Genomic DNA, 22,548 nt, shown 5'->3' on the forward strand with positions numbered 1-22,548 from the left:
CATTTTTTTACACAAACTACATCTTTTGCAAATAAAGGGTGAGCTCTTCCCGGTTGTGGAACAACTGTTTTGCCTTCAGCAGGAATAGAGACGGTTCCAGTATTCGCAGAATATCCCGAACCGTTTGAAACGGTTTCTTATGCATCAGCTTGACGGTGATGATCGCCGTACCGCCACTTTGGAGGGAGTACAGCAAATCAGCGACCAAACGACCCATTTGACGCGGATCCCAACTCATATCACAAACAAGCAAGTCAAATTCGTTATCCCGCAGCTTCACATCGCTTGCATTTTTTTTGTAAATCTTCAGATTAGGATTGCCAAGCAGCCTTGGACTCATAGCCGCAGGGTCGATGGCCGTGACCTTTAGGCCGCGCTCCAACAACAGTGATGTCCAGCCACCGGGAGCAGCTCCGATATCAAGGGCTGTTCTTGCAATACTAAAATCAATGCCAAACCGCTGTTCGGCTTCCAAAAGCTTAAATTTGGCGCGTGAGATTTGATCTTCTTCCTTCATAAAGCGAATCGCTCCGCCCGACCAATCGGACAAATTGTCCGCTGGCTTCGATAGCCCTACGAACAGCTTTTTGGCGTTGATATAGATGGAAATAATTTGATCGGCATAGCGGACGACCGGTTCAGCCAAAATTTCCGAAACAAGAATTTCATCTAACGCAGCCTTTACCGAAAATGGCGCATAAGGTACGTCTGCACGTTCTTCTTTACGCACTTGGATGGCGATCTTTTCGCCAGAATAAAGAAGACCCGCTGCATGCGCACCTCGCAACCAACCCTTCAGATTGTCAAGATCCTCTTCCGTTCCGGTGATTTCCCAGTCCTGCAAAACAGGCTGTATGTGTCTGAGAAAGATCGGTTCTTGTTCTTTGATGGTTGTTATGGCATCTTCTGTGCCTGCCGGCACTTCGAATAAAAACACTTCAGTTGGCACCAGCAAGGTGAACTTGGTCAGCGGAAATAGTTTGCGGATTTCATCCTGCGCGTACTGCGCGAACCCGTGATTCGAAGTACCAATGTATGTCGTAATTTGTGTCATAGCCGCATCCTTTGTCGTCTTTAATCCAAAACCTTAATCCACGGTCGATCCTGATACCATTCCAATGCAATATCCACGTCAAAAGCTTTCTTAATATTTTCCGGCGTCAGCACTTCTTTCTTTGGCCCCGCAGCAATTAATTCACCTTGTTCAATAATGGCAACATGCGTAATTAACGGAATGATTTCTTCAATATGATGGGTCACATAAACGACCGTAATGTCCTGCTTGCTAAGTTCATTGACATCTCTTAAAAAGCGTTCCCGCTCGTATAAATCCAATCCTGCAGCCGGTTCATCCAATACCAGGAGGGAAGGCTTCATCATCAACGATCTGGCCAGCATGACTTTTTTGCGTTCGCCTTGCGACAAACTGCCTAATGTTTGATGCGCCAAATGAGGGATGCGTACACGCTCCAGCATGACCTTCGCGCGGTCCAAAACATCTTGCGGAATTTCCTGATAAAAGCGAAGATACGCATATTCACCCGTAGCCACAACCTCAATAACAGGATCGCTAAGATTTAGTTTTTCCATCAGGGACTGAGAAATATAGCCAATCTTCTTGCGGATTTCTCTCACATCGCATTGCCCATACCGATTGCCTAACACGTCTACAGTTCCCCGGCTAGGAAATTCGTAACCATTCATCATCTCGAGCAAAGTTGTTTTGCCGGAACCGTTACGACCTAACAAGACCCAGTGTTCACCGGGATTAATATGTACATTCACATCATTTAAAATATGCCGTTCGTCTCGAATAAAATGAATATGTGATAAATGGATCATCTCTTGCTACATTCCTTTCTTCCTGCGCTATGTACCTTGTGCAATTTGCAGCAGCAAATCGTCCGGTATCCGGTGTGGGTATATACGCACCTCTTCAGGCTTGGCTGAGTTCAGCATTTGATACATTGCCGTACAAGCCGTAGGGCTTGAGGTATGAATATAAATGGTTTTGGGAAATTTCTGCTGTTGAACAAGCCAGATGACAACGTCCATGCCTGTTTGCTTCGACATCCAGCCCATATCATGATCTAACGATAAAATGTCAACGTCGCATTCTTCAAGCAGCAGCAGACACTCTTGTATATTCCTGGCAAGCGTAAATCCTTGGGGACAAGGGCGCAGATCATCTAAGTATACATGAATCATGACCGAATTTCCTTCCCTTCCTATACATGCGATGCATCATTCGGTTTGGCGGAGTAAAGATCTGACTAAAGCAATTTCTTCCGCATGGGTGCCGCCCGGCCCTTTTCCCGTTTCGAGAACGATAGGAATGTGCTTCAAATAAGAAGAAGACAACATTTCCGCAAAATTATCCTGACCGATATACCCGGTCCCTATATTCGCATGGCGATCTCTACGCGAGCCAAACGGATGAAGCGAATCATTCAGATGCACGGCTTTCAAATGAGGAAAATAGTCAAGAAGCCCGCCCCTAGCCTCGAGTTCCGACCAACCATGACTCTGCCATAAACCGCTTGCACAGGCATGACAAGTATCTAAGCAAAAGCCAATTTTCTCAGGGAATCGGCATAGCTTGCGGACCTGAACCATTTCTTCCAAAGTAAGGCCTAACTGAGATCCTTCGCCGGCTTGATTCTCAAGCAGAATGAGAGATGCCCCCTCATAGCCGTAAGTGGCGCTATCCAAACATTGTATTATATTTTTATACCCTTGTAACGGGTCTTTTCCAACATATTTGCCAAAATGCACCACAAGCCCCACCGAACCGCACGCGTCCGTTATTTCGAGTCCGTTCTTTAACAGCTTCACCATTAACTCACGTTCAGCTTCGTCTGCAGCCGGGTTCAGAGGATATGGAGCATGTCCGATCGACAATATATCGTGTTCACGGCAAAATGCAGCACAGGCAGCGGCATCCTGCATATTGACGATTTTCGTAGAAAGACTCCTTGGATTCATCGGGAAGTATTGAAAAGCATTTGCCCCCATGGACCATGCTGATTTGGCCGATCCGATATAACCGCCCCGCGTACTAACATGAGCGCCAACATACATGACCCCTCAGCCCTTTCATGATTGACAGTTCGCACAGTAAAAGCATTTGCGACTGGAAACCTCTGTCTTCACAAGTGGATGACCGCAGCGTAAGCAGGGTTCTCCCTCGCGGTCATATACGCGGCATTTCGCGTCAAACTGCCCCGTTAAGGGGTCTCCGACGAACAACGGCTCGTCGATATAGCCGCCGTATTGAATAGCTTCGAGCAGCACCGAACGCATCGCTAAGAATAAGCGGTTTTGCTCCTCTTCCGTTAGCGTCGACAGCTTACGCAGAGGCAAAATACCCGCTGAAAAGCAGATTTCATCCGAGTAACAATTCCCGATTCCGGATAGAAAAGATTGATCGACAAGCGTCACTTTCAGATTGCCTTTCTTCCCTTTGAGCACATTCTGAAACCGTGGAAAAGTAAAACCAGCCTCTAAGGGCTCCGGTCCAAGCTTACTTAATAACGCCGCTGCCTCTGGCAGCGCGTGCATATGCAAATATCCTAACCGCAATCCGATGAAATATAAGTGCTTTGTGCCAAAATGGATCACCACCTGCGTTGTCCGGTCCGGTTTCTCCGCCTCTGTTCCAAAGAACATCCATCCGCCAAGCATCAAATGCAGCAATAAAACTTCGCCTGATCCCATATGAAAAAGCAAATGCTTCGCTCGGCGATCGATATGTACAATCCGATTGCCTGTCAATTGCCGGATAAAGCGTTCAGGCTCCACATTCAAAGACTTGGGACGGCTAACTTCCGCTCCTGTAATAGGCGAATTCAGGATGAGTCTCGTTAGCTGCTGGCGATATGTCTCCATTTCGGGTAGTTCGGGCATGACACTTCTCCTTGCCGTTTTCTTCCTTGTATGTCCAAATGACAGAGAAAGTAAACGGACAATCGTGTGACTTAAATCAATCCCTCACTCGCGTAAATTGGTTTCTTCTTGCGAGTTTTAGTTTGCATTGCTTGCTTCGGAATTCTCTTAGTGGACGACGCCTCGCGAGCTTGAAGACTCTCGGTCTTTCTCCTCTTATCCTTCAAACGGCGGATCCGCTTCTCCAGCGCTTCCTCGATTTCATTCTGCTTGCGATCTCCACGATGCAGGGCGCGCCTGCGCCAAAGCTTAGCCCAAGCCTCCTCCGCATAAAATATCGCCTGATCCAAATTCCGCTCCCGATGCTCATAGTACATCGCCAGCTCCAAATAAGGTTCCAATTGCAGCGCAAGGCTTGCGTTTTTGATTTGAATCCATCGCTTCCACAGGTCTACGGCACGAAGAAATTCACCTTTTTTCTTATAAAAGGCAGCTAACAGCAAAATGGCAGATTCATGATCGGAGCTGTTTGCGGGTTGTGAGTCAAACATGAGTCTGGAAAATAAATCATCGAAAACCGTTTCTGCTAGCGCAAACCGTTCCATTTTGTCCAACCAGAGACCTGTTCGATATGACTCTTCTACTTCAAGTTCGGCAACAACCCCAGTGTTATCTCCGCTTAGCAGCTTGGAGAAATGGATAGCTAAAGCCGCTAAGGTGACTATATCATGCTCATTATGCACGAAAACGCCCTGGAGGACAGACGGATTCTTCTCCGCCAAGTACTGAAAATAAAGTGCAGGCGCCATAGAACCGGGAACATCGTCTACGCGCTCAAAGCCAAGCCGGCTCTCTTCAACCTTGCTTAGCCTGCAGGATGGGAGCGTGTTCCGCCATAAGCTTCTGGAAGGGTACAGCAAATCTAGTTGAAGCAGCTCCGAATCATCCAATGTGAGCCGGTTGAGTACGTAGCGATTTTTAAGTATCGGCCAATCAAAAGTTCGGCCGTTATAGGAAACAATATGCGTGAAGCGGCCCAGCAGCCCTTGCAGGTACACAAGCATGGCCTGCTCCTCCGCCGGATTGCGAATCAACAGCTGTTCCACCGTGAACAGCTCTCCGGTGTAATAGCCGATGCCGACCATGAACGGCACGTTGCCCGCTCCGACACCGAGCCCTGTCGTCTCGGTATCGAAGAAGAGCAGCGCGTCGTGCCGGACGACAGCGTCACGGTTGTGAAAGCAGGACAGGTGCTGCGCACAATCGGCCAGCTCACGCAGCCGATACTTGCCGTGCACGCTGTCCCGGCCATAAACGCGGCGCCGCATGACGAACGAGCCGCTCGGGCTCGTCTCGATATGGGCGCCGAGCGGCGTCCATTCGTCCTCTGCCGCAGGCAAGGACGGCGGGGCCGGCTGCGCCGCTGCGGGGCCTCGCAGGCGGCCGAGCCTTTCGCGGAGCCCGCTCATCGGGCACCGCCGTCCAGCTGCGCCAGCAGCTCCAGGGCGAGCTTCTTGCCGAGCAAGCCGACCTCTTCGATCGGCCCGACGCACGCCGGGCAGCCGCTGATGCAGCCGCAGCTTTGGATGAGGCTGCGCGCTTGATCCATGAGCTGGCCGTGCACCTCATACAGCCGGTCGCTGAGTCCGACGCCGCCGGGGTACCGGTCATAGAAAAATACCGTCGGCAGCTTATTATGCACTGCCTTAACCTGCGGAACGACCCGGATATCCATCGGATCGCACATTAAATAGAGCGGAGCAAGATGCGACAGAACGTTCGCAATCCCGAGCAGCGCGTACTGCATATCGTTGACTGAACGACCAGCCGCCATTTCTTCGTCAAAGGTGAACCAATAGGAGCTGGTATGCAGTTCTTCTTCAGGCAGGCGGATCGGTCCGGAGCCAATGTTCTCGTGCGTCCGCAAACGAATTTTCTTAAATATCGTTGGCTGCGCATTCACCGTAACCTCTCCGAGCTGCCGCAGCAATCCGCCGCTCCGCCCCTCCCTGTTCACATGCAGCACCTTCAGCTGCACCGCCAAACTGGCATCAGTGAAATAGTCCACATCGACTTGACGGACATAAGCCTTCTTCTCTTCATAATCCAGCTTCTCCACTTGAAATTGGACGCCTTCATGTATATAAATCGCCTCTTCGTGAATGAGGGTAGGCGCGCTAAAGCGGTCGCATTCCCCAATCACTCGATTCGCATTAGTCATATCGATAATAATAAAATTTTCTTGTGCGGCAGACCGCAAGGAAATGTTATGCGCCGGAAAGGATTGCTCCATCCAATACCAGCGGTCGTTCACCTGATGCAGCACCTGCTCTTCGGTTAAATATTCCAAGATGTCCGTGAGCGACTCTTCGCCGAACTTCTCATTGGCTTCAAAGGGAAGCTCATAAGCAGCGCATTTCACATGATCCACGAGTATGATCAAATTATCCGGATGAATCCGCGCCTGCTCTGGCGGTCGCTCAAAGAAATATTGCGGATTCTGGATCAAATACTGATCCAGCGGGTTGCTGCTCGCGACGAGCACCGTCAGCGAGGTCTCCTGCCGCCGTCCGGCACGCCCGGACTGCTGCCAAGTGCTGGCTATCGTGCCCGGATAGCCGTTGAGCACGCACGCTTGCAGCTGGCCGATGTCAATGCCCAGCTCCAGCGCGTTCGTGCTCACAACGCCGCGGATTTCTCCGCTGCGGAGGCCCTTCTCGATCTCCCGGCGAAGCTTCGGGAGATACCCGCCGCGGTAGCCGCGGATCGATTTGCTGCCCAGCTCGTGGGTCACGAGCTCCTGAAGGTAGGTCAGCAAAATCTCCACGCGCACGCGGCTTCTAGCAAAAACAATCGTCTGGATTCCGCTTCGCAGCAGCGTGCCTGCCAGCTTGCGCGTCTCCAAGACGGAGCTTCTGCGAATCCCCAGCTGCTGATTGACCACCGGGGGATTATAAAAAACAAAGTGCTTCTCGCCTGCCGGCGCTCCGTTATTGTCGATCAGCGCAACGTTCTCGCCAATTAGCCGCTCCGCATGCTCCTTCGGATTATCAATCGTCGCCGACGCGCAAATAAATTGCGGCTTCGACCCGTAGAATCGGCAAATACGCTTCAGTCTGCGAATGACATTAGCCACATGACTCCCAAAAACGCCGCGATAGGAATGCACCTCATCAATTACGATGTAATTCAAGTTCTCAAACAGCTTCACCCACTTGGTGTGGTGGGGAAGAATCGCGGAATGCAGCATATCCGGATTCGTCACGACAATATGCCCGGCATTGCGAATCGCTTGTCTAACCGTTGGCGGCGTGTCGCCGTCATACGTGTGCGTTTTGATATCTACCTCCATGAAATCTACCATTTCCTGCAGCTCGGCAACCTGATCCTGCGCGAGCGCCTTCGTCGGAAATAAATAGAGGGCGCGTGAGGCATCGTTCTCCAAAATTTTCTGCAGGACCGGAAGATTGTAGCAAAGCGTCTTGCCTGAGGCCGTCGGCGTCACCGTGACCACATGATGACCGGCCTGCACTTGACGGAACGACTCCGCTTGATGCGTGTATAACTGCTTGATGTGCTTATGTTGAAGCGCAGCCCGAATACCCTCGTGCAATCCCTCTGGAAAATCAGCCAGCTTGGGATCACGCGGGGGTATGGTGTGCCAATAAGTAACTTGTGACATGATGTCCTGCTGCTTGCGCAGCCAGCCGATCATCTCATTCATAGAAGAAACCTTACCTGTTAAAGGATTCATACGTCGAATCTCCTTACCAATCTCGTTTCTTCTATTTTACAGAATATACGTTCGTATGTCTACATGAGATCGGATGAATCGTCATAATCATACCGAATCCCTTCGTGACCAGCGGTTGCCGTTGGAACATTGGCTTGAAAGGCTTGTCTCGCACTTTCTTGCATTTTGATCAAAACTTCCTGATAATCTCTAGAACGGTGCTCTTCCATATCATGCTTCATCGCAGTTCTCAATGCTCTTTCAATGATCACAACATCATGACTAGTAAAATCCACGGTTCCTCGCACCTCGCCCTCGGTACTATTTTTCATACCCTTTAGCTTTTCCATTTTCGGGAAAGTCCATACAGATCACGGCTTTTTCTCCAAATTCGTAATTAGCAAAGAAATCAGGTAAAATCAGGAAGACTACATAAATAAGGAGGAAGTAATAATGACAGCATCTTTATCCGCCGAAGTCGAATCTACTCGCCAACCGGATCATGAAATCAATCCGCAATTTCTGACGCGTTGGTCCCCTCGCTCGTTTACGAATCAAGAGGTACCTGAAGATGTTCTCCTTAGCTTATTTGAAGCGGCTCGCTGGGCACCTTCCGGCAGTAATTTGCAGCCTTGGCGCTTTATCCTCGCCCGCACGGAAGAGCAGCGCGCTAAATTTCACAGCTTTATTGCGCCGGCCAACCGGGAATGGTGCGAGAAAGCTCCCGTTCTTGCCCTCGCTCTTTCCTATACGAAAGCGCCTAACGGGAATAACTCCCCAAGTCATGCTTTCGATACAGGCGCTGCGTGGGGATACCTAGCGCTCGAAGCCAACAATCAAGGCTTAATTACACATGCTATGGGGGGCTTTGATCATAATCAGGCGCGTGAAACCCTCCAGATTCCTGAGGATTATCAAACACACGCCGTCATTGCAATTGGCTATCGCGGTCCTGTGGAGGCTTTGCCAGAACGCTTTCAAGAGCGTGAAGCTCCTTCCACTCGCAATCCTGTAAGCGAATTTCTGTATGAAGGCACGTTCGGTCAAACTCGTTAATTGAAAAAACACTTCATTCCGATTGCGGAATGAGGTGTTCTTTTTTAAAACGGAGTCTCGACTTTATCGACCTTCGATTTATAAGATGGGTCAAAATAAGCCGTGAAGGTTAAATTTACCGTCAGTTTTCGATTTAAATCCTTTGGCAAATTTCCAAAGTTTACCGTATCCACACGAATTAATCGTGGCAATGCTTGCAGTTGAGTAATGGCATTCATTACCTCATCAAACGCACCTGAGATGGACGTCGTCACTCTGACCTCCCTTATGTTCGGGTAAGGGTTCTTGTTGTTTGCATCGGCCTGCTGCGTTTGCGGACTCTTGTCGCCCACGGCGTATGAAATCGAGTTGAAAGTGACTTTGGTATCCGTTTTGATCTGATTTAAATCAAGCGTCAGCTGCTCCGTATTATCCCATAATGGTAGAGCGGCTTGAATATCTTTTAGCGAAGGACCCGTCTCTTCTTTCTTCTCGCTTATTTTTTGAGTAAGCAGCTGTACCTGCTTTTCCACGATAGCAATTTCGTTTGCTTGCGCTTTGATCTTATTGCTTGAAGGGAGTTGTACGAAATAGTAGAAAGCAAAAAGAGCTAAAAACAGCAGCACCGCCAAGAGCAGCAGGAGGGTTTTGGCACTATTTTTGTTGGACATTAGCAGGCTCCTCTCCTTTTGCTTCCGACGTCCCCTTAGTACCCGTATCTTTCGAAACCGCAGCTTTCTTGAAAGCAATCGAATAATTGACTGTATATTGCTTTACAGCGCTAGTCGGAGCAGGTGCGGTTGGATCCGTTGGTGTTCCGGCAGCTGCATTCGCATTCGTTGTGCCTACGGTCGTTTCCGTAATGGACTGGAGCAAAGCGTTCTCACCGAAAGTCAATTTGCGCAGATCAAACAAATACCGGGCAGAATCCTCCATCTTTGCGAATATGACCGTTAGCGTAATTTGCGATTCCGAAGAATAAGAAATTGAACTGATTTGTGCAGTAACCGGCAACGATTTCTTCAAATCTCCGATCATCACAACGACATCCTTGCGGTTTGCCCTCGTCATGGTAATAAAGGCAGCAGGATCTCCACCTTGATTTGCCGGCTTCGATGTTAATTTAGCCTCTAAAGCTGACTTCTGCGTATTGAGAGTTGCAAGTCTCGACGTGTTTTGCGTCATTGTTTTCTGATTATCAAGATACGTGAGGCCAATTAACGCCGCACAAGCAACCCAAGCTATCATGCCCAAAATAGCAAGTAACAGCTTAACTTTTGTCTCCGTTTTCCGATGCGGCAGCAAATTAATTTGAGCTTTCTGCTTGGAGAACAGCGCGACACCGATCGCCACACGATACGCATTGGCGCTAAAATCTTTTGACCGGCCATTGGCAAATAAATCAAAATCGACCGTCTCCACTTTTAGCTCAGAGAGCGCCTGTTGGAGCTCCATATGCAGCTGAATTCTACCTTGATTAGCGCCTGTCACGATAATTTGAGAGATTCGGCTTTTCCCTTCTTGAATACTATATTGATAAAAGCTCAGCATCCTAGAAATTTCAGCAATAATTTCTCCGACCTGGTCTGAGGTTAATTCGTCATCAACAGCAGAATCATGCTCAACTAACGTAATTGTCCGCATAAAAATGGGATTGCCGTTTTGCAGCATGTACACTTCCAGAGAGCCGCGATCTAAGGAAACCAGCATGGATTCTTCAAAAAACTCATCCTGCTGCGAAGAAATCGCTCTTGCCAGCGCAGTGGCCGATATTTCTGCCGCCTTCACATGTACGCCGGCATCCTCAAACACTCTTACATAGCTCATAATCAACTTCTTCGGAGCTGCAAACACTAGAACTAACGTGCTCTCATCATCTTGACTTACCTTGATAAAATCATAAACAGGATCTTCAAAAGGCAGGCGCAGCGCAGTTTCCACTTCAAGCTCTACCAATTGCCGCAGTTCCTGAGGTTTAATGCTAGGAATGCGCATTTTCCGTATGATAATTTGCGAAGTCGGAATGGCGATCGTCGCAGAAGCCCCTTTCAGCTTCTCCGCTTTCACCCATTGTTTCACCTGAAGGCTTAAGGATTCTCCATTGACGATTTGATCTTCGACAATAATCCCTGGCGGGATAGGAAGGAATCCACTTGAGCTCACTTCCCAGGTTTTTTTCTTTTTCACGGACACATAACGGACTCCCGTTTGATCTACCGTGATTCCGATTCGTTTAGTGCCTAAGCCGATCATATTCATCACACCCTGCTATCCGAGTAATGTAAGGTAAGCCTTTATCATATCCGTACCATAACCGTATGAAATCAGAATGCCCGCCGCCAATGAGGGGCCAAATGGTATCGGTTGTTTTCTTTTCGTGATTTTTAACAGCAGCAGCAACCCGCCTATCAGACTGCCTATCAGACATGCTAAAATAAATGCGACCATAATATGAGATAAGCCTAATACTGCGCCGCAGACTAAAAGGAGCTTGGCATCCCCCATTCCCATACCACCGCGAGAAAGAACTGCAATCAACACAATGATTCCGCAACCAATTACAGCACCCAGCACGTAACTCCACCAGGCTTGATCTCCTGGAAAAAACAATCGTAGACCTACTAAAACGGGAAAGAAAACGATCAAAATTTTATTAGGTATGAGCATAGAAGTTAAATCCGAAATAGTGATAATTACTAAAAGACTAACCATTGCGAGGGCAACTAACGCTTCCCCTGTGATGCCGAAATGCACATAAACCCATAAGAATAACAACCCTGTTGCGAGTTCCCCTAAGGGATATATAATGGATACTTTCGTTTGACAATACCTGCACTTACCTCGTGCAAAAAGATAGCTGATCACCGGGATCAGATCCCTTGATTTCAGCTGCTTCCCGCATTTCGGACACGCTGACGGGGGCTTGACCACCGACTGTTTCGCCGGCACGCGCAGTGCGACTACGTTGAAGAACGAACCGAGTACGAGACCAACAATGAAAACGTAAATTGCGATGAGGAGTGTCATGGGTTTGGGTCGCTTTCTTTGATTTTAAAAAGGAATCGGAATGGACCGATTCCTTTTTATTTGTTAACCATATTAATTTTCAGACGGATATGCTGTAGCAGCAGTGACTGCTTTACCTTTGCCAGATACAACATCTGTTGCAGGAATGGTAACCGAACCGGCAGATGTTGTTAATGTTACTCCCGTCAATTTCCCATAAGTTGGTGAAGTTTTTGTCGTATCGTACTCAAGTTTTCCAGCTGTAATTGGATTTTTATTACTAGGCATTACAATACCTGAATCCAAGTAACCTTTAGCAACAAGATCAGCAAGTACTTTTACTGTAGCTGGCGGTGTCCCTTCTAGTTCTGTAGTTACATACAGTCTGGAAGCTTCATATATTTGGTGAAAAAGAGCAGCATCTGCATCATCTTTCGACTTATTAATTACTCCTAAAATATAAGGAACCGCAATAGCCGCAATAACAGCCAAGATAACAATTACAGCGAGCAACTCAATCAGTGTAAATCCTTTTTCTTCTTTTTTAAGATGCTTCATCATTTTAAATAACATGTTGTCTACCTCCAAATTTTCAACCTAGTTTGTCATACATACTAAACATCGGTAACATAATCGCTGCCACAATCGAGCCTACTAATCCAGATAACAAAACTAGCAATAAAGGTTCTAATAATGACTTCAAACGATCTACAGTATTCTCTACATCCATCTCATAAAAATCTGCAACCTTTTCAAGCATCTGATCGAGTGCACCGGTCTCTTCGCCAATTGAAATCATTTGAGTAACTAGCGGAGGAAACACCCATGCCTGCTTTAGCGGTTCAGAAAGTGGATTTCCTTGCCTTAACGATTCCGCTGATTTTCTAATAAATCCACCAATCACTTTGTTATCTACAACTTCTTCCACGATGGCTAGAGACTGCAGTACGGGTACAGCGCTTGAATACAATGAAGATAATGTGCGAGTCATTAAGGCAATAGAGCCTTTTTGCTTTAGCTTACCAAATATAGGTATTCTCAGTTTCATATAATCAATCCCATATGCTCCCGCTTCAAACCTTTTTGCCACTTGATAAACAGCAATGACTGCAAGCAATACAACCAACCAATAGAACCACTGATGTTGAATACTATTGCTTAACTTTAATACAACTCTAGTAATCAAAGGCAGTTCCGCATGCAGAGACTCAAACGTAGTAACAAACTGAGGCACGACAGACTTTAGAAGATAAATGACTGCAACAATAGACAATCCTCCTACCGTTGCCGGATAAGTCATCGCCGACTTAATCTTCTCCCGAGTCACATGCTCCTTCTCAAAAAACTTCGCAAGACGCTCCAGCGTCCCTTCCAAGTCGCCTGTTTCTTCCCCGGCGCGAACCATGTTCACAAACATCGGCGGAAAAATCTTTTTATGCTCCGAAATCGACTTCGAGAAGGACACCCCTTTCGAAATGCTAGAAGCTACCTGCAAAAGAGCTTTGCGAAGCGGTTTGCTCTCGGTCTGTGCGGCAAGGATCGACGTTGCTTCCACGATGTTGACGCCTGCCCTGATTAAAGTCGCAAACTGCCGGCAATACACGATAAAGTGAATTGTTTTGACCGGATTACCGATGTAGATCTCCGTTTTGAGCGCTTTGAAATGTTCTTCCTTCACAGAGAGAACGACATAGCCTTTCTTTCGAAGCTCTTCCACCGCAGTAGACTTATCTGTTGCAGAGATTTTGCCTTTGATCTGTTTGCCGCTGCTGCCTCTTACCTCATACAGAAACTCTGACATTACATCACACCGCCTTCAGCAAGATATGCTCTTGCTGCGATTGGATCGATAAGTCCCTGCTGCATTTGTTCCTTAATCGACATGTCCAGCGTGTGCATCCCTAAGCTTCGTCCTGTCTGCATGACGCTTTTGATCTGATGAATTTTCTCCGAACGAATCAGGTTGCCGACAGCCGGCGTATTAATCATGATTTCCGTAGCACAGGTCCGGCCTAGGCCGCCAGGCTTCGGAAATAATCGCTGTGAAATGACAGCGACCAGAACGGCCGCCAACTGCACGCGAATTTGTCCTTGTTGATGCGCAGGGAACGCATCGATAATGCGATCAATCGTCTGCGGCGCATCTGTCGTATGTAAGGTCGCAAAGACCAAGTGACCGGTTTCGGCGGCTGTAACGGCTGCGGAAATGGTCTCCAGATCACGCATCTCACCGACGAGAATCACATCAGGATCTTGACGCAGCGCTGCTCTTAGGCCATTCGAGAAGGACTTCGTATCACTGCCTACTTCCCTTTGGTCAATAATAGACGAAGAGTGAGTATGCAGGAACTCGATCGGGTCTTCCAACGTAACGATATGCTTCTTCTCTGTGCGATTGATGTAATCGATCATTGCTGCCAGCGTCGATGATTTCCCGCTTCCCGTTGGTCCTGTCACTAGTACTAGCCCTTGCGGTTTCAACGCTAACGAGCTTATCACATTAGGCAGCTGCAGCTGTTCAAGAGATGGAATCTTTGTTGGAATCGTACGGATGGCGACGCTAACACGTCCTCTTTGGCGATAAGCATTAATCCGGTAACGAGAACATCCTTCAAGCTCGTATGAGAAATCCAGTTCTCCAGCTTGCTGGAACCGCTCGATTTGCTCTGCCTGCAATAAGGCTTCTGCCATCGATCGAGTGTCGTCAGCTTGCAGCGGATCATTGCCGACGGGCTGCAATGTTCCGTGAACGCGTAGAATGGGCGGCGAACCGACGGAAAGATGTAAATCCGAAGCCTTCGACTCATGTGCAGTTCTTAATAGACTTACGATCCGATCTAACGCGATTGACATTTCCCCCACCTCCTTTCTCATTAATAAGCTACGGATTCTCTAATAACCTCTTGCAGCGAAGTAATCCCTTGTCTTACCTTCTGGACGCCGTCGTCCATGAGCTGAATGAGCCCATATTGAAGCGCTGCTTCCCGCATCTCCTGAACCGATGCCTTGTTGCTGATCAACTGACGCATAGCATCATTCACGACAAGAATCTCGTGAATAGCCAGTCTTCCGCGATACCCGGTTCGATTACAGTTGCCGCAGCCTTCTCCTTTGTGAAGCTTGTCTGCCTGTATCCCTTTGCTATTCATGAAGATCCGTTCTTGCTCCGTTGGCGTGTACTCCACTTTGCACTCATGGCAAATTCTACGTACAAGCCGCTGCGCAACAACGCCGATCAAAGAAGAAGCGATCAAGTAGGGTTCTACGCCCATATCCCGAAACCTTGTAATTGTACTCACAGAATCGTTGGTATGCAGAGTAGATAGTACAAGATGTCCCGTAAGTGAAGCACGTATGGCGATTTCCGCCGTCTCTGAGTCCCTGATCTCACCGACCATGACGATATTCGGGTCCTGGCGCAAAATAGAGCGAAGTCCGGCGGCGAAGGTAAGCCCGATTGTCGGATTCACATGCACCTGATTAATACCTTCCAATTGGTACTCGACGGGATCTTCAATCGTAATAATGTTGGCATTTTCCCGGTTCAAATGATTGAGAGCAGAGTACAGCGTCGTTGTTTTCCCGCTTCCCGTAGGACCAGTAATGAGCAAGATCCCATAGGGCTGCTCAATCATTTCACGGAAAACCCCCATGTTGCGTTCCCCGAAGCCTAACTGCTCAATCGGCTTTACGCCAGTTGATAAATCTAAGAGACGCAGCACGATTTTCTCCCCATGAATAGTTGGAAGCGAAGAAACGCGGATATCTACATGTTTGTAATCCACTTGCATTTTGATTCTTCCGTCTTGAGGCAATCTTCGCTCGGCGATATTCAGCTTCGCCATAATTTTCAGTCGCGCAGTAATGAAGCCTTGCATTTGTTTTGGAATTACACGCTCGGTCCTCAAATGCCCATCAACGCGATAACGAATGACTAGGTTCGTCTCCCCCGGGTCTACGTGAATATCAGAAACTTTCAACTGAACCGCTTGCTGAATCATTTGATTGACCAGCCTTACGATCGGCGAATCCTCATCAGTAATTTCGGTTTCCTTAATATCTTCCGTCGTTGGCATATCCGTCATCATTTGGCTCATGGAATCCTGAAGTCCATAATGACGAGCGATCGCACGCTGCAATTCGTCCCGGCTCGTAATGGCCGGCTCAATCCGATAGCCGGTACTCATTCTCATTTCTTCGATTGCAAAGTAATCCAGCGGGTCTGCCATGGCCACCATGAGTTTTCCGCCGTCTTTATGAAGGGGAATCGCCTGATAGCGCCTTGCCATGCTTTCCGGGATAATTTTCGTTATTTCCGGATCAATCTGATATTTAAACAAGCTGACGTGAGGTATACCGAGTTGAAATTCCAGAACCTCGATTAATTGCTGCTCTGTAATATAGCCTTGCGTAATGAGCAAGTCCCCAAGCTTCTGTTTGGTTTTACTCTGTTCTTTAAGTGCCTCTTGGAGCTGAGCTTCCGAAATGATCCCGCTCTCAACAAGTAAATCACCCAATCGTTTCCTAACCAGAGCCATCTTCCATTCAACTCCATTACCAATTTCAACCAAAATAAATAGGACTAAATACCCATTTTTAAAACGAATGCAAATGTCATTATACAACATTAGGATATATTTTAGAATAACTTTCTTAGCTCATTCTGTCGAATGGAAAAGATTGCTAGCGATAAGCTATTTCTAAGTAATAATTCGCGTCGCATCAAGGAAATTCCTTTAAATAAAAATATTATTAAATGTGTATTTTTCGTCAACTTCCTCAAACTTTCCTAAAATATTTTCGATATCATGTACACAAACTGTATATTTTCAAGGCTGAAAAGTAGTAAAATAGTCTCATATGCATAGTGTTTGTTTTAATCAACGGGAGGAGAGAAACTTATGTTTTCAGCCATACAAAAAAAGATCAGCATCATACTGATCACATCCATGGCTATATCATGGTTCGGTTTCGCAGATTTAGTCAGCCAAACAGCGTTAGCTGCGACAGGCGATTCCGTAACTGTGGCTTTAAAATCTGTAGATAACAACAAGTACATGACTACAGATACAAGCGACAATTCGCTTTACGCCAATAAGACGAATCCATGGGTATCGGATTTGTTTGATCTGGTTGAGCAAGGTGAAAGTGTCTATGCACTGAAATCCAGAGCTAACGGCAAATATGTGACGGTTGGCTCCGGTCGAAAAGATACGTTGAAAGCTTCGTCGCAAACGATTAACGATGATCAGAAGTTCAAAATGATCACCAATTCAGACGCAACGGTATCGTTCATACCGGTTGGAAATCTCAAAAATTACTATATGAGTGTATCAAGCAGTAATAATAACCCAATCACTACGGAGCAAAGCAGTTCCACCTCCTCGCTCATCAAGTTTCAGCTTTCCTACTTCGATCTCACCAAGCCTTTGAAAATACTGGAGATCAAAGATTTGGACAAGCCCTCCAGCGGAGACGCATCTGCCGTCATATCTGATTTGGCATCAAAATTAGGAACGAACTCCGGTTTCACCCTGGAAACGATGAGCATTAAGAAATTCGTTGCACTCCGCGATGAACTGGATGGGAAATATGATGCGATTTACTTCGGCAAAAGCTTATTTAATCCAACCTCAGAGACCGGAGCAAACCACAACACAAGATATCTTGAAAATGATATAACAACGCTCAAAGGGACTGAAATTACAGAGAAATACATAAATAAAGGTCTTCCCGTTATTGTATATAGCGATTCGAACACTAAACGCGGCGCTTTGTATCAAGGATACTTAAACGGTAGTAACTGGACGAAGTCTAGCGGCAATTTATACAACTTATTTAATCCTTATAATACGACGCCCAAAAGCAACGTGATTTTTGTAAGTGAAACGGATATTAGTAATGCAACCACTTTTATCAACAAAACTAACTTGCTTGTGAATGCCAATGTTCGGCCTCAGCTTAATCTGACAAGCAAACCTGTTGATTATACATTAACGACAAATCGTGACAGCAAGTATAAGGCAGGCGACACTTTAACTTATACATTTAATGTATCAAATGTTAGAAATATCGGACAGCGTAACTTAGTAGCTAATTTGTATTTGGGTATTGACAGTGTTTTAAAATTTGACGCCTCGAACTTGGTACAAACAATCCCGGTAACCTCGCTTACCAACAATACTTTAAGCTTCACGCTTCCCAAAGGTTACTCCGGGCTTTACTACTGGCGTCTCGAGCTTGTAGATCAGACCAGTACCGGAAAGCTGAAGGATTCGGCAGCCGGCGTTTTCCGTTATCAAGACCAGCCACCAACCATTAAGGTCCTGCAAGTTATTCCAGATTCACAATCGGTTAACAAGACCAGCTCTCTGCTTTTAGAATCAAACCTGAAACAAAATTATTTGCATTCTGACGATTACGATATCAATATTTCCGTCATTGATTTCAATACCTTTAACTCGACAGAGTACAAAACGTTAAATAGCAAGTATGATATGTTAATCTTTGGTTTTAACGATTCTTATAACCAGACGGCTAACATTTCCTCAACTGCTGCAGCTGCTGTAAAATCATTCATCGCGACTGGTCAAGGCGTTATGTTCACCCATGATACCGTTTATCAAGGGAACACAACGTGGATCAATTATTTCCAAACGGACACCGGTCAAATCGGGCCTATGACGAATATGGGACTCAACGCGCCTAATACGTCAACGTCCACTGTCAAAATAAATGAGGGTTTGTTAACCGAATTCCCTTTCTTTATTAGCGAGCTCACAACTTCAGTAGCGACAACGCATGATCAATATTTTAGGCTGGATCTGAACGATCCTAAAGTTATTCCTTGGTACAACATCAATGGCAGTGTTCGCGACGTAGAAGACAGCTGGAATCATTATTACACGTACTCCAAAGGCAATGTCACCTATTCAGGAACGGGGCACAATTTCGTAAACACAACCAAAAACAGCTCCTTCCCCGATTGGGAACAGAAACTGTTCGTCAACACCATGTATAGAGCCTTCATCGGCTCAAATCATAAGCCAACTTTGGATATTTTATCTCCGATAGCTTTTAATGAAACAGCCAAGAATTACATCTCTGCGAACAGTGCGATTTCGGTCAGCTTCAAACCCGATGATTTGGATTTAAATGATAAGAAATTAACCTCTTCCATTACGTTTAAATACAAAGACAGTGCAGGAATTAATCAAACTGTAAAGGTTATGGGAGATACAGAGACGAACAAGGGTGAGACGATTACCAAGACCTTTGCCAATCCGCTCGCTGAAAGCGGAGGGGATTTAACGATCTCCGTCTCCACCAAAGATGCCGCAGGCGCTTTAGAAACAAAAGAAGTGGCAGTTAAAGTCATTACGTCTACCGGATTAACGCCAGACCGTACAATATCAGCCGAAAAAGTTGAAGTTAATAGTCCTGTAACTGTAAGCTATGCCATTAATCCAACGGCCAAAGCGTACAGTGCGGCAACAAATTTAAGTGATTTAACCATTAGCGGTTTGCATTTCAAAGAAACGTTCCCAGCTAATATGGATCTTGTCACATTCCCACCGAATTTTACGAAAACGGGATCATTGGCAAGCGGATTTACACTTGAAGGCGATATTGCGAATATTCCTTATCGTCCGGAAGGCAATCAATTTGTAGCGAATAGTTCCACATTTACCATCGTGGTCAAGCCAGCGAAAGCCGGAGACTACTCTTTGTCGAATGCCAACCTGAAGTATAATGATTTCGCCTCAAGCAACCAGAGTGTTCTGTTCTCTAATAAAGTGGTAACAGCGTTTAAGAAAATAACAGCATTCTCATTGGATAACCTCACCATCGCAAAAGGTGACACGTCCAAGCTCATTCCTAAAGTTCAGCCTATTGATGCTACATACCAAAAAAATGAGGATTTCACTTGGTCAACTAATGCCTCATCAATCGTTAGCGTAGACGCTAGCGGCCAGATCCAAGGCGTCAATGCAGGAACGGCTGCAATTACCGCAACTGCAAAAGATGGCAGCGGACTGCAAGCAACATCCGTAGTATCCGTTATCCAGCCTGGATTAAACGTCACCGGTCCCACTCAAGTAGCTGTTGGCTCAACGATTAATTTAATGGCTGCTCTTGTGACCGTGAATGAGAATGTAACATCAGTAAGCTGGAGCTCATCAAATCCGAGCAAAGCTAACTTTACCGTTAACAATCAATTTACAGGTGTTCTAAGAGGTGTTCAAAAAGGCACTGTAACCGTAACGGCAACTGTTATGACGGATAAAGGAAAAACTTATACCAAAGATTACGATGTCAAAGTATATACGCCTTTAACGTCCTTAAATTTGAACAGTTCCAGCATTCGAGTCGGGGAAAGCGTTAAGTTAAATGCCGCTTATGCACCGTCTGATGCCGATTACCCTAACTTCACCTGGAGTTCGGATCGCCCTGAGGTAGTTACCGTAGACAGTAATGGAAGTATCACGGGGGTATCTGCAGGAACAGCTAGAATTACAATTAATTCTACAGACGGCTCCAATCTTTCGGCCAATGGGACCGTTACTGTAGTGAAACCTTCTCTCTCGGTTAATGGGCCTACTTCGGTAAATATCGGAGAGAAAATTACTTTAGAAGCTGTTTTCTCCACGATCAATGAAAATGTTTCTTCCGTTTCTTGGAGCTCGCCGGATCAGGATAAAGCCAGCTTTGCTACAGATGGTGATTACAAACGTGTGTTAACAGGTGTTAAAGCAGGAACCGTGAATGGCTCGGTTACAATTACGACGGATAAAGGCAATACGTATACGAAAACATTTAGTGTTTCCGTCACGACTGTTCCTGTTGTTTCTGTAGACATCGAGAATGCAACGATTCGAGTAAATGAGTCTACGGCGCTAGTAACAACCGTTTTGCCCGCAAACGCGAGCAACAAAACACTAACTTGGTCTTCTAATCGCCCTGAAATCGCAACGGTTGATTCAAACGGAAATATTCGAGGTGTCGCTGTCGGTACGGCAACCATAACAGCCACAACGACGGATGGGACGAATATTACCGCTACAGCTACAATTACTGTTATTAGACCGTCAATTTCAGTCGACGGACCTAACAAACTTTATATTGGCGGACAATCCATTACGCTTAATGTTACGTTACACTCTGCTCATGAATCGCCTTCGCATACGACTTGGTTTGTTTCAGATGAAGACAAACTGAAAGCTGATTTCGCCGGTGTACAAGGAAGTACCCAGAGAGTTCTGACCGGCAAGCAATACGGCACTATTAGCGGCACTGTGCATATGGACACTGACCAGAAAGGTTCCTATGATGCTGCCTTTCAAGTAACTGTCATCTCCCTGCAATTAGATGACCAAACCGTTGATGTCGGCCAAACCGGCAGCCTGTCGCATTCGATTAATCCTCCGGTAGACTTGACTTCTGATATAACTTGGAAATCAACGAATCCGAATGTACTTACGGTAGACGAAGTTTCAGGCAACTATGATGCCAAGTCAGAAGGAACATCACAAGTAACGATCATCTCGAAAGTTGATCAGCATATTATTGCTTCCGCTACTGTCACAGTTGCTCAACCAAGAGTTGCCATTGATGGGGACCAAGTAGTGAACATTAACGGAACGACAACACTTACAGCATCTCTGAAATCTTCTCATCAACATGCGAAAACGTTCACTTGGGCTTTGGACAAACCCAATCAAACTTTCGCGAATGTCACAAAGCCGTCGGAAGACGCCAGAGCGTTTAGCGGCAAAAATGTTGGTGTAGTAACAGGAACTGTATCCATCGTTACAGATAAAAACATTATGTACTCCCAAAATTTCAGCGTTTCGGTTGAATCTATGTCCATCGTTAAAATCACAAATGGCGTTGAAAGCAGCCCGGCTGTAATTACACTGGACAAAGGCGAATCTATTGTGCTGAAAGCTGCTTTGAATCCTGCGACAGCCTCAAACAATGGATTTAAATGGACCCTCACTGGGGGGACAGGTGAAGCTGAATTCACCGGCAGTGTAATCAATGAAACGGTCACTTTGAAAGGAACCAAAAAAGGCAGCATTCAAATCCAAGTCGACGTTGCAGGCGGACCAGGCTTTCCTTCCAAAACCGCGGTCAAATCTGCCGAAGTGAAGCAGGATCTAACGAAACTGACCCTGCCGATGGCAATCATTACTTTGTATACCAAAGGTACGGATGCTCAGAAGTCTTTTGACTTATTCAAATATCTCACAGGTACGCCAGACAAAGTTGCGCCAGACAAGTGGAGAACAGAATGGATTGCCGATTTGAATGCTCAGTTACAGTGGAAGAGCAGTAAGGCGAATATCGCTGATGTTAACTCGGACGGAGTCGTAACAGGCCTTAAACAAGGCTCAACAACCATCACTGTCACAAATAAAGACGATGCAAATGTGAAAGACGAGGTCAATGTGCAAGTTATCGAATTTAACGACAGATATTAAAATAAAGGGGCAGTCTCATAAGTAGATTCTTGACGGTTCCAAATCCAAGCCATAGGAAGAAGTCGATGGAAGATAACTGGAAAAACTCCCTCTAATCGCTCAAAAGATGACCTCGGAGGGGAAAATAGAAGGAGAACCTCCCGTTATTTTGACCGGAATACGTATATTTTCATGAAATCGGCGCAAATAGAGGGAGTTTTTCCCGCTAAATGAATGTGACAGGCTTCTGCGATCAAATTAGAGGGATTCCCCCCCTTATTTTGAACACCCAACCACTTACAAAAGGAACGGACCGCGGATTCAAAAGGTTCCTTTTTCGAGGCTTACCCAAGTAAGTCTTGAGGTCTGGCAGCTTTCACTCGCCTATAATTTTTGATGAAGAAAGCGGCCGCTGAGGCAAAAAAC

The 22,548-nt window shown here is 46.4% G+C and carries 17 protein-coding genes; 2 read left to right on the forward strand and 15 right to left on the reverse strand.

Features of this window, described 5'->3' with window-relative positions; all coding sequences use genetic code 11:
* Positions 1-16: 16 nt before the first annotated feature.
* From GC097_RS03255 to GC097_RS03290, 8 genes are all read right to left on the reverse strand, one after another.
* A complete protein-coding gene (locus GC097_RS03255; RefSeq protein ID WP_171681920.1) occupies positions 17-1,054 on the reverse strand; it encodes an SAM-dependent methyltransferase in 1,038 nt (345 codons plus the stop codon).
* Between the two features lie 20 nt (positions 1,055-1,074).
* A complete protein-coding gene (locus GC097_RS03260; protein WP_171681921.1) occupies positions 1,075-1,842 on the reverse strand; it encodes an ABC transporter ATP-binding protein in 768 nt (255 codons plus the stop codon).
* Positions 1,843-1,869: 27 nt separating this feature from the next.
* The gene (locus GC097_RS03265) at positions 1,870-2,208 is read right to left on the reverse strand and encodes a cyclic-phosphate processing receiver domain-containing protein (protein ID WP_171681922.1); all 339 of its coding nucleotides are present in this window, start codon (positions 2,206-2,208) and stop codon (positions 1,870-1,872) included.
* 36 nt (positions 2,209-2,244) lie between these two features.
* Positions 2,245-3,081: a deoxyribonuclease IV gene (locus tag GC097_RS03270; RefSeq protein ID WP_171681923.1), complete on the reverse strand. Its 837-nt coding sequence runs from the start codon at positions 3,079-3,081 to the stop codon at positions 2,245-2,247.
* Positions 3,082-3,096: 15 nt separating this feature from the next.
* The gene (locus tag GC097_RS03275; protein ID WP_171681924.1) at positions 3,097-3,906 is read right to left on the reverse strand and encodes an Fpg/Nei family DNA glycosylase; all 810 of its coding nucleotides are present in this window, start codon (positions 3,904-3,906) and stop codon (positions 3,097-3,099) included.
* Between the two features lie 71 nt (positions 3,907-3,977).
* Positions 3,978-5,354, reverse strand: a complete 1,377-nt coding sequence (locus GC097_RS03280; RefSeq protein WP_171681925.1) for a ribonuclease H-like domain-containing protein — start codon at positions 5,352-5,354, stop codon at positions 3,978-3,980.
* Positions 5,351-7,639, reverse strand: a complete 2,289-nt coding sequence (locus GC097_RS03285) for a DEAD/DEAH box helicase (protein WP_171681926.1) — start codon at positions 7,637-7,639, stop codon at positions 5,351-5,353. Before GC097_RS03285 ends, GC097_RS03280 begins: the two co-directional genes overlap by 4 nt.
* A 59-nt stretch (positions 7,640-7,698) precedes the next feature.
* On the reverse strand, positions 7,699-7,968 hold the full coding sequence (locus GC097_RS03290; RefSeq protein ID WP_171681927.1) for a hypothetical protein: 270 nt from the start codon (positions 7,966-7,968) through the stop codon (positions 7,699-7,701).
* A gap of 103 nt (positions 7,969-8,071) precedes the next feature.
* Between GC097_RS03290 and GC097_RS03295 the strand changes: the two genes are divergently transcribed.
* Positions 8,072-8,674, forward strand: coding sequence for a nitroreductase family protein (locus tag GC097_RS03295; RefSeq protein ID WP_171681928.1), 603 nt, complete (start codon positions 8,072-8,074; stop codon positions 8,672-8,674).
* A 44-nt stretch (positions 8,675-8,718) separates the two neighbouring features.
* Here GC097_RS03295 and GC097_RS03300 read toward each other — a convergent pair whose 3' ends face one another.
* From GC097_RS03300 to GC097_RS03330, 7 genes are all read right to left on the reverse strand, one after another.
* A complete protein-coding gene (locus GC097_RS03300) occupies positions 8,719-9,324 on the reverse strand; it encodes a hypothetical protein (protein ID WP_171681929.1) in 606 nt (201 codons plus the stop codon).
* A complete protein-coding gene (gene pilM, locus GC097_RS03305) occupies positions 9,308-10,912 on the reverse strand; it encodes a pilus assembly protein PilM (protein ID WP_246293948.1) in 1,605 nt (534 codons plus the stop codon). Before pilM ends, GC097_RS03300 begins: the two co-directional genes overlap by 17 nt.
* 9 nt (positions 10,913-10,921) lie before the next feature.
* The gene (locus tag GC097_RS03310; RefSeq protein WP_171681931.1) at positions 10,922-11,680 is read right to left on the reverse strand and encodes a prepilin peptidase; all 759 of its coding nucleotides are present in this window, start codon (positions 11,678-11,680) and stop codon (positions 10,922-10,924) included.
* A 72-nt stretch (positions 11,681-11,752) separates the two neighbouring features.
* Positions 11,753-12,232 (reverse strand): type II secretion system protein, encoded by a 480-nt coding sequence (locus tag GC097_RS03315; RefSeq protein ID WP_171681932.1) that lies wholly within the window; start codon positions 12,230-12,232, stop codon positions 11,753-11,755.
* Between the two features lie 19 nt (positions 12,233-12,251).
* Positions 12,252-13,460, reverse strand: coding sequence for a type II secretion system F family protein (locus GC097_RS03320; protein WP_171681933.1), 1,209 nt, complete (start codon positions 13,458-13,460; stop codon positions 12,252-12,254).
* Positions 13,460-14,512, reverse strand: coding sequence for a type IV pilus twitching motility protein PilT (locus tag GC097_RS03325; RefSeq protein ID WP_171681934.1), 1,053 nt, complete (start codon positions 14,510-14,512; stop codon positions 13,460-13,462). The genes GC097_RS03320 and GC097_RS03325 overlap by 1 nt, the downstream gene beginning before the upstream one ends.
* A 20-nt stretch (positions 14,513-14,532) precedes the next feature.
* Positions 14,533-16,197: a GspE/PulE family protein gene (locus GC097_RS03330; protein ID WP_171681935.1), complete on the reverse strand. Its 1,665-nt coding sequence runs from the start codon at positions 16,195-16,197 to the stop codon at positions 14,533-14,535.
* Between the two features lie 363 nt (positions 16,198-16,560).
* On the opposite strand from GC097_RS03330, the gene GC097_RS03335 reads away from it, so the two are divergent.
* Complete coding sequence (locus tag GC097_RS03335; protein ID WP_171681936.1) at positions 16,561-22,143, forward strand: Ig-like domain-containing protein; 5,583 nt, start codon at positions 16,561-16,563, stop codon at positions 22,141-22,143.
* Positions 22,144-22,548 lie beyond the last annotated feature (405 nt).

This window comes from Paenibacillus planticolens (assembly GCF_013141725.1).
Taxonomy (GTDB): Bacteria; Bacillota; Bacilli; order Paenibacillales; family NBRC-103111; genus Paenibacillus_E; species Paenibacillus_E planticolens.

Excerpts from the sequence above, each read along its gene's own strand:
- GC097_RS03255 (WP_171681920.1), bottom strand. The coding sequence starts at position 1,054 with ATGACACAAATTACGACATACATTGGTACTTCGAATCACGGGTTCGCG.
- GC097_RS03260 (WP_171681921.1), bottom strand. The coding sequence starts at position 1,842 with ATGATCCATTTATCACATATTCATTTTATTCGAGACGAACGGCATATT.
- GC097_RS03265 (WP_171681922.1), bottom strand. The coding sequence starts at position 2,208 with ATGATTCATGTATACTTAGATGATCTGCGCCCTTGTCCCCAAGGATTT.
- GC097_RS03270 (WP_171681923.1), bottom strand. The coding sequence starts at position 3,081 with ATGTATGTTGGCGCTCATGTTAGTACGCGGGGCGGTTATATCGGATCG.
- GC097_RS03275 (WP_171681924.1), bottom strand. The coding sequence starts at position 3,906 with ATGCCCGAACTACCCGAAATGGAGACATATCGCCAGCAGCTAACGAGA.
- GC097_RS03280 (WP_171681925.1), bottom strand. The coding sequence starts at position 5,354 with ATGAGCGGGCTCCGCGAAAGGCTCGGCCGCCTGCGAGGCCCCGCAGCG.
- GC097_RS03285 (WP_171681926.1), bottom strand. The coding sequence starts at position 7,639 with ATGAATCCTTTAACAGGTAAGGTTTCTTCTATGAATGAGATGATCGGC.
- GC097_RS03290 (WP_171681927.1), bottom strand. The coding sequence starts at position 7,968 with ATGGAAAAGCTAAAGGGTATGAAAAATAGTACCGAGGGCGAGGTGCGA.
- GC097_RS03295 (WP_171681928.1), top strand. The coding sequence starts at position 8,072 with ATGACAGCATCTTTATCCGCCGAAGTCGAATCTACTCGCCAACCGGAT.
- GC097_RS03300 (WP_171681929.1), bottom strand. The coding sequence starts at position 9,324 with ATGTCCAACAAAAATAGTGCCAAAACCCTCCTGCTGCTCTTGGCGGTG.
- pilM (WP_246293948.1), bottom strand. The coding sequence starts at position 10,912 with ATGAATATGATCGGCTTAGGCACTAAACGAATCGGAATCACGGTAGAT.
- GC097_RS03310 (WP_171681931.1), bottom strand. The coding sequence starts at position 11,680 with ATGACACTCCTCATCGCAATTTACGTTTTCATTGTTGGTCTCGTACTC.
- GC097_RS03315 (WP_171681932.1), bottom strand. The coding sequence starts at position 12,232 with ATGTTATTTAAAATGATGAAGCATCTTAAAAAAGAAGAAAAAGGATTT.
- GC097_RS03320 (WP_171681933.1), bottom strand. The coding sequence starts at position 13,460 with ATGTCAGAGTTTCTGTATGAGGTAAGAGGCAGCAGCGGCAAACAGATC.
- GC097_RS03325 (WP_171681934.1), bottom strand. The coding sequence starts at position 14,512 with ATGTCAATCGCGTTAGATCGGATCGTAAGTCTATTAAGAACTGCACAT.
- GC097_RS03330 (WP_171681935.1), bottom strand. The coding sequence starts at position 16,197 with ATGGCTCTGGTTAGGAAACGATTGGGTGATTTACTTGTTGAGAGCGGG.
- GC097_RS03335 (WP_171681936.1), top strand. The coding sequence starts at position 16,561 with ATGTTTTCAGCCATACAAAAAAAGATCAGCATCATACTGATCACATCC.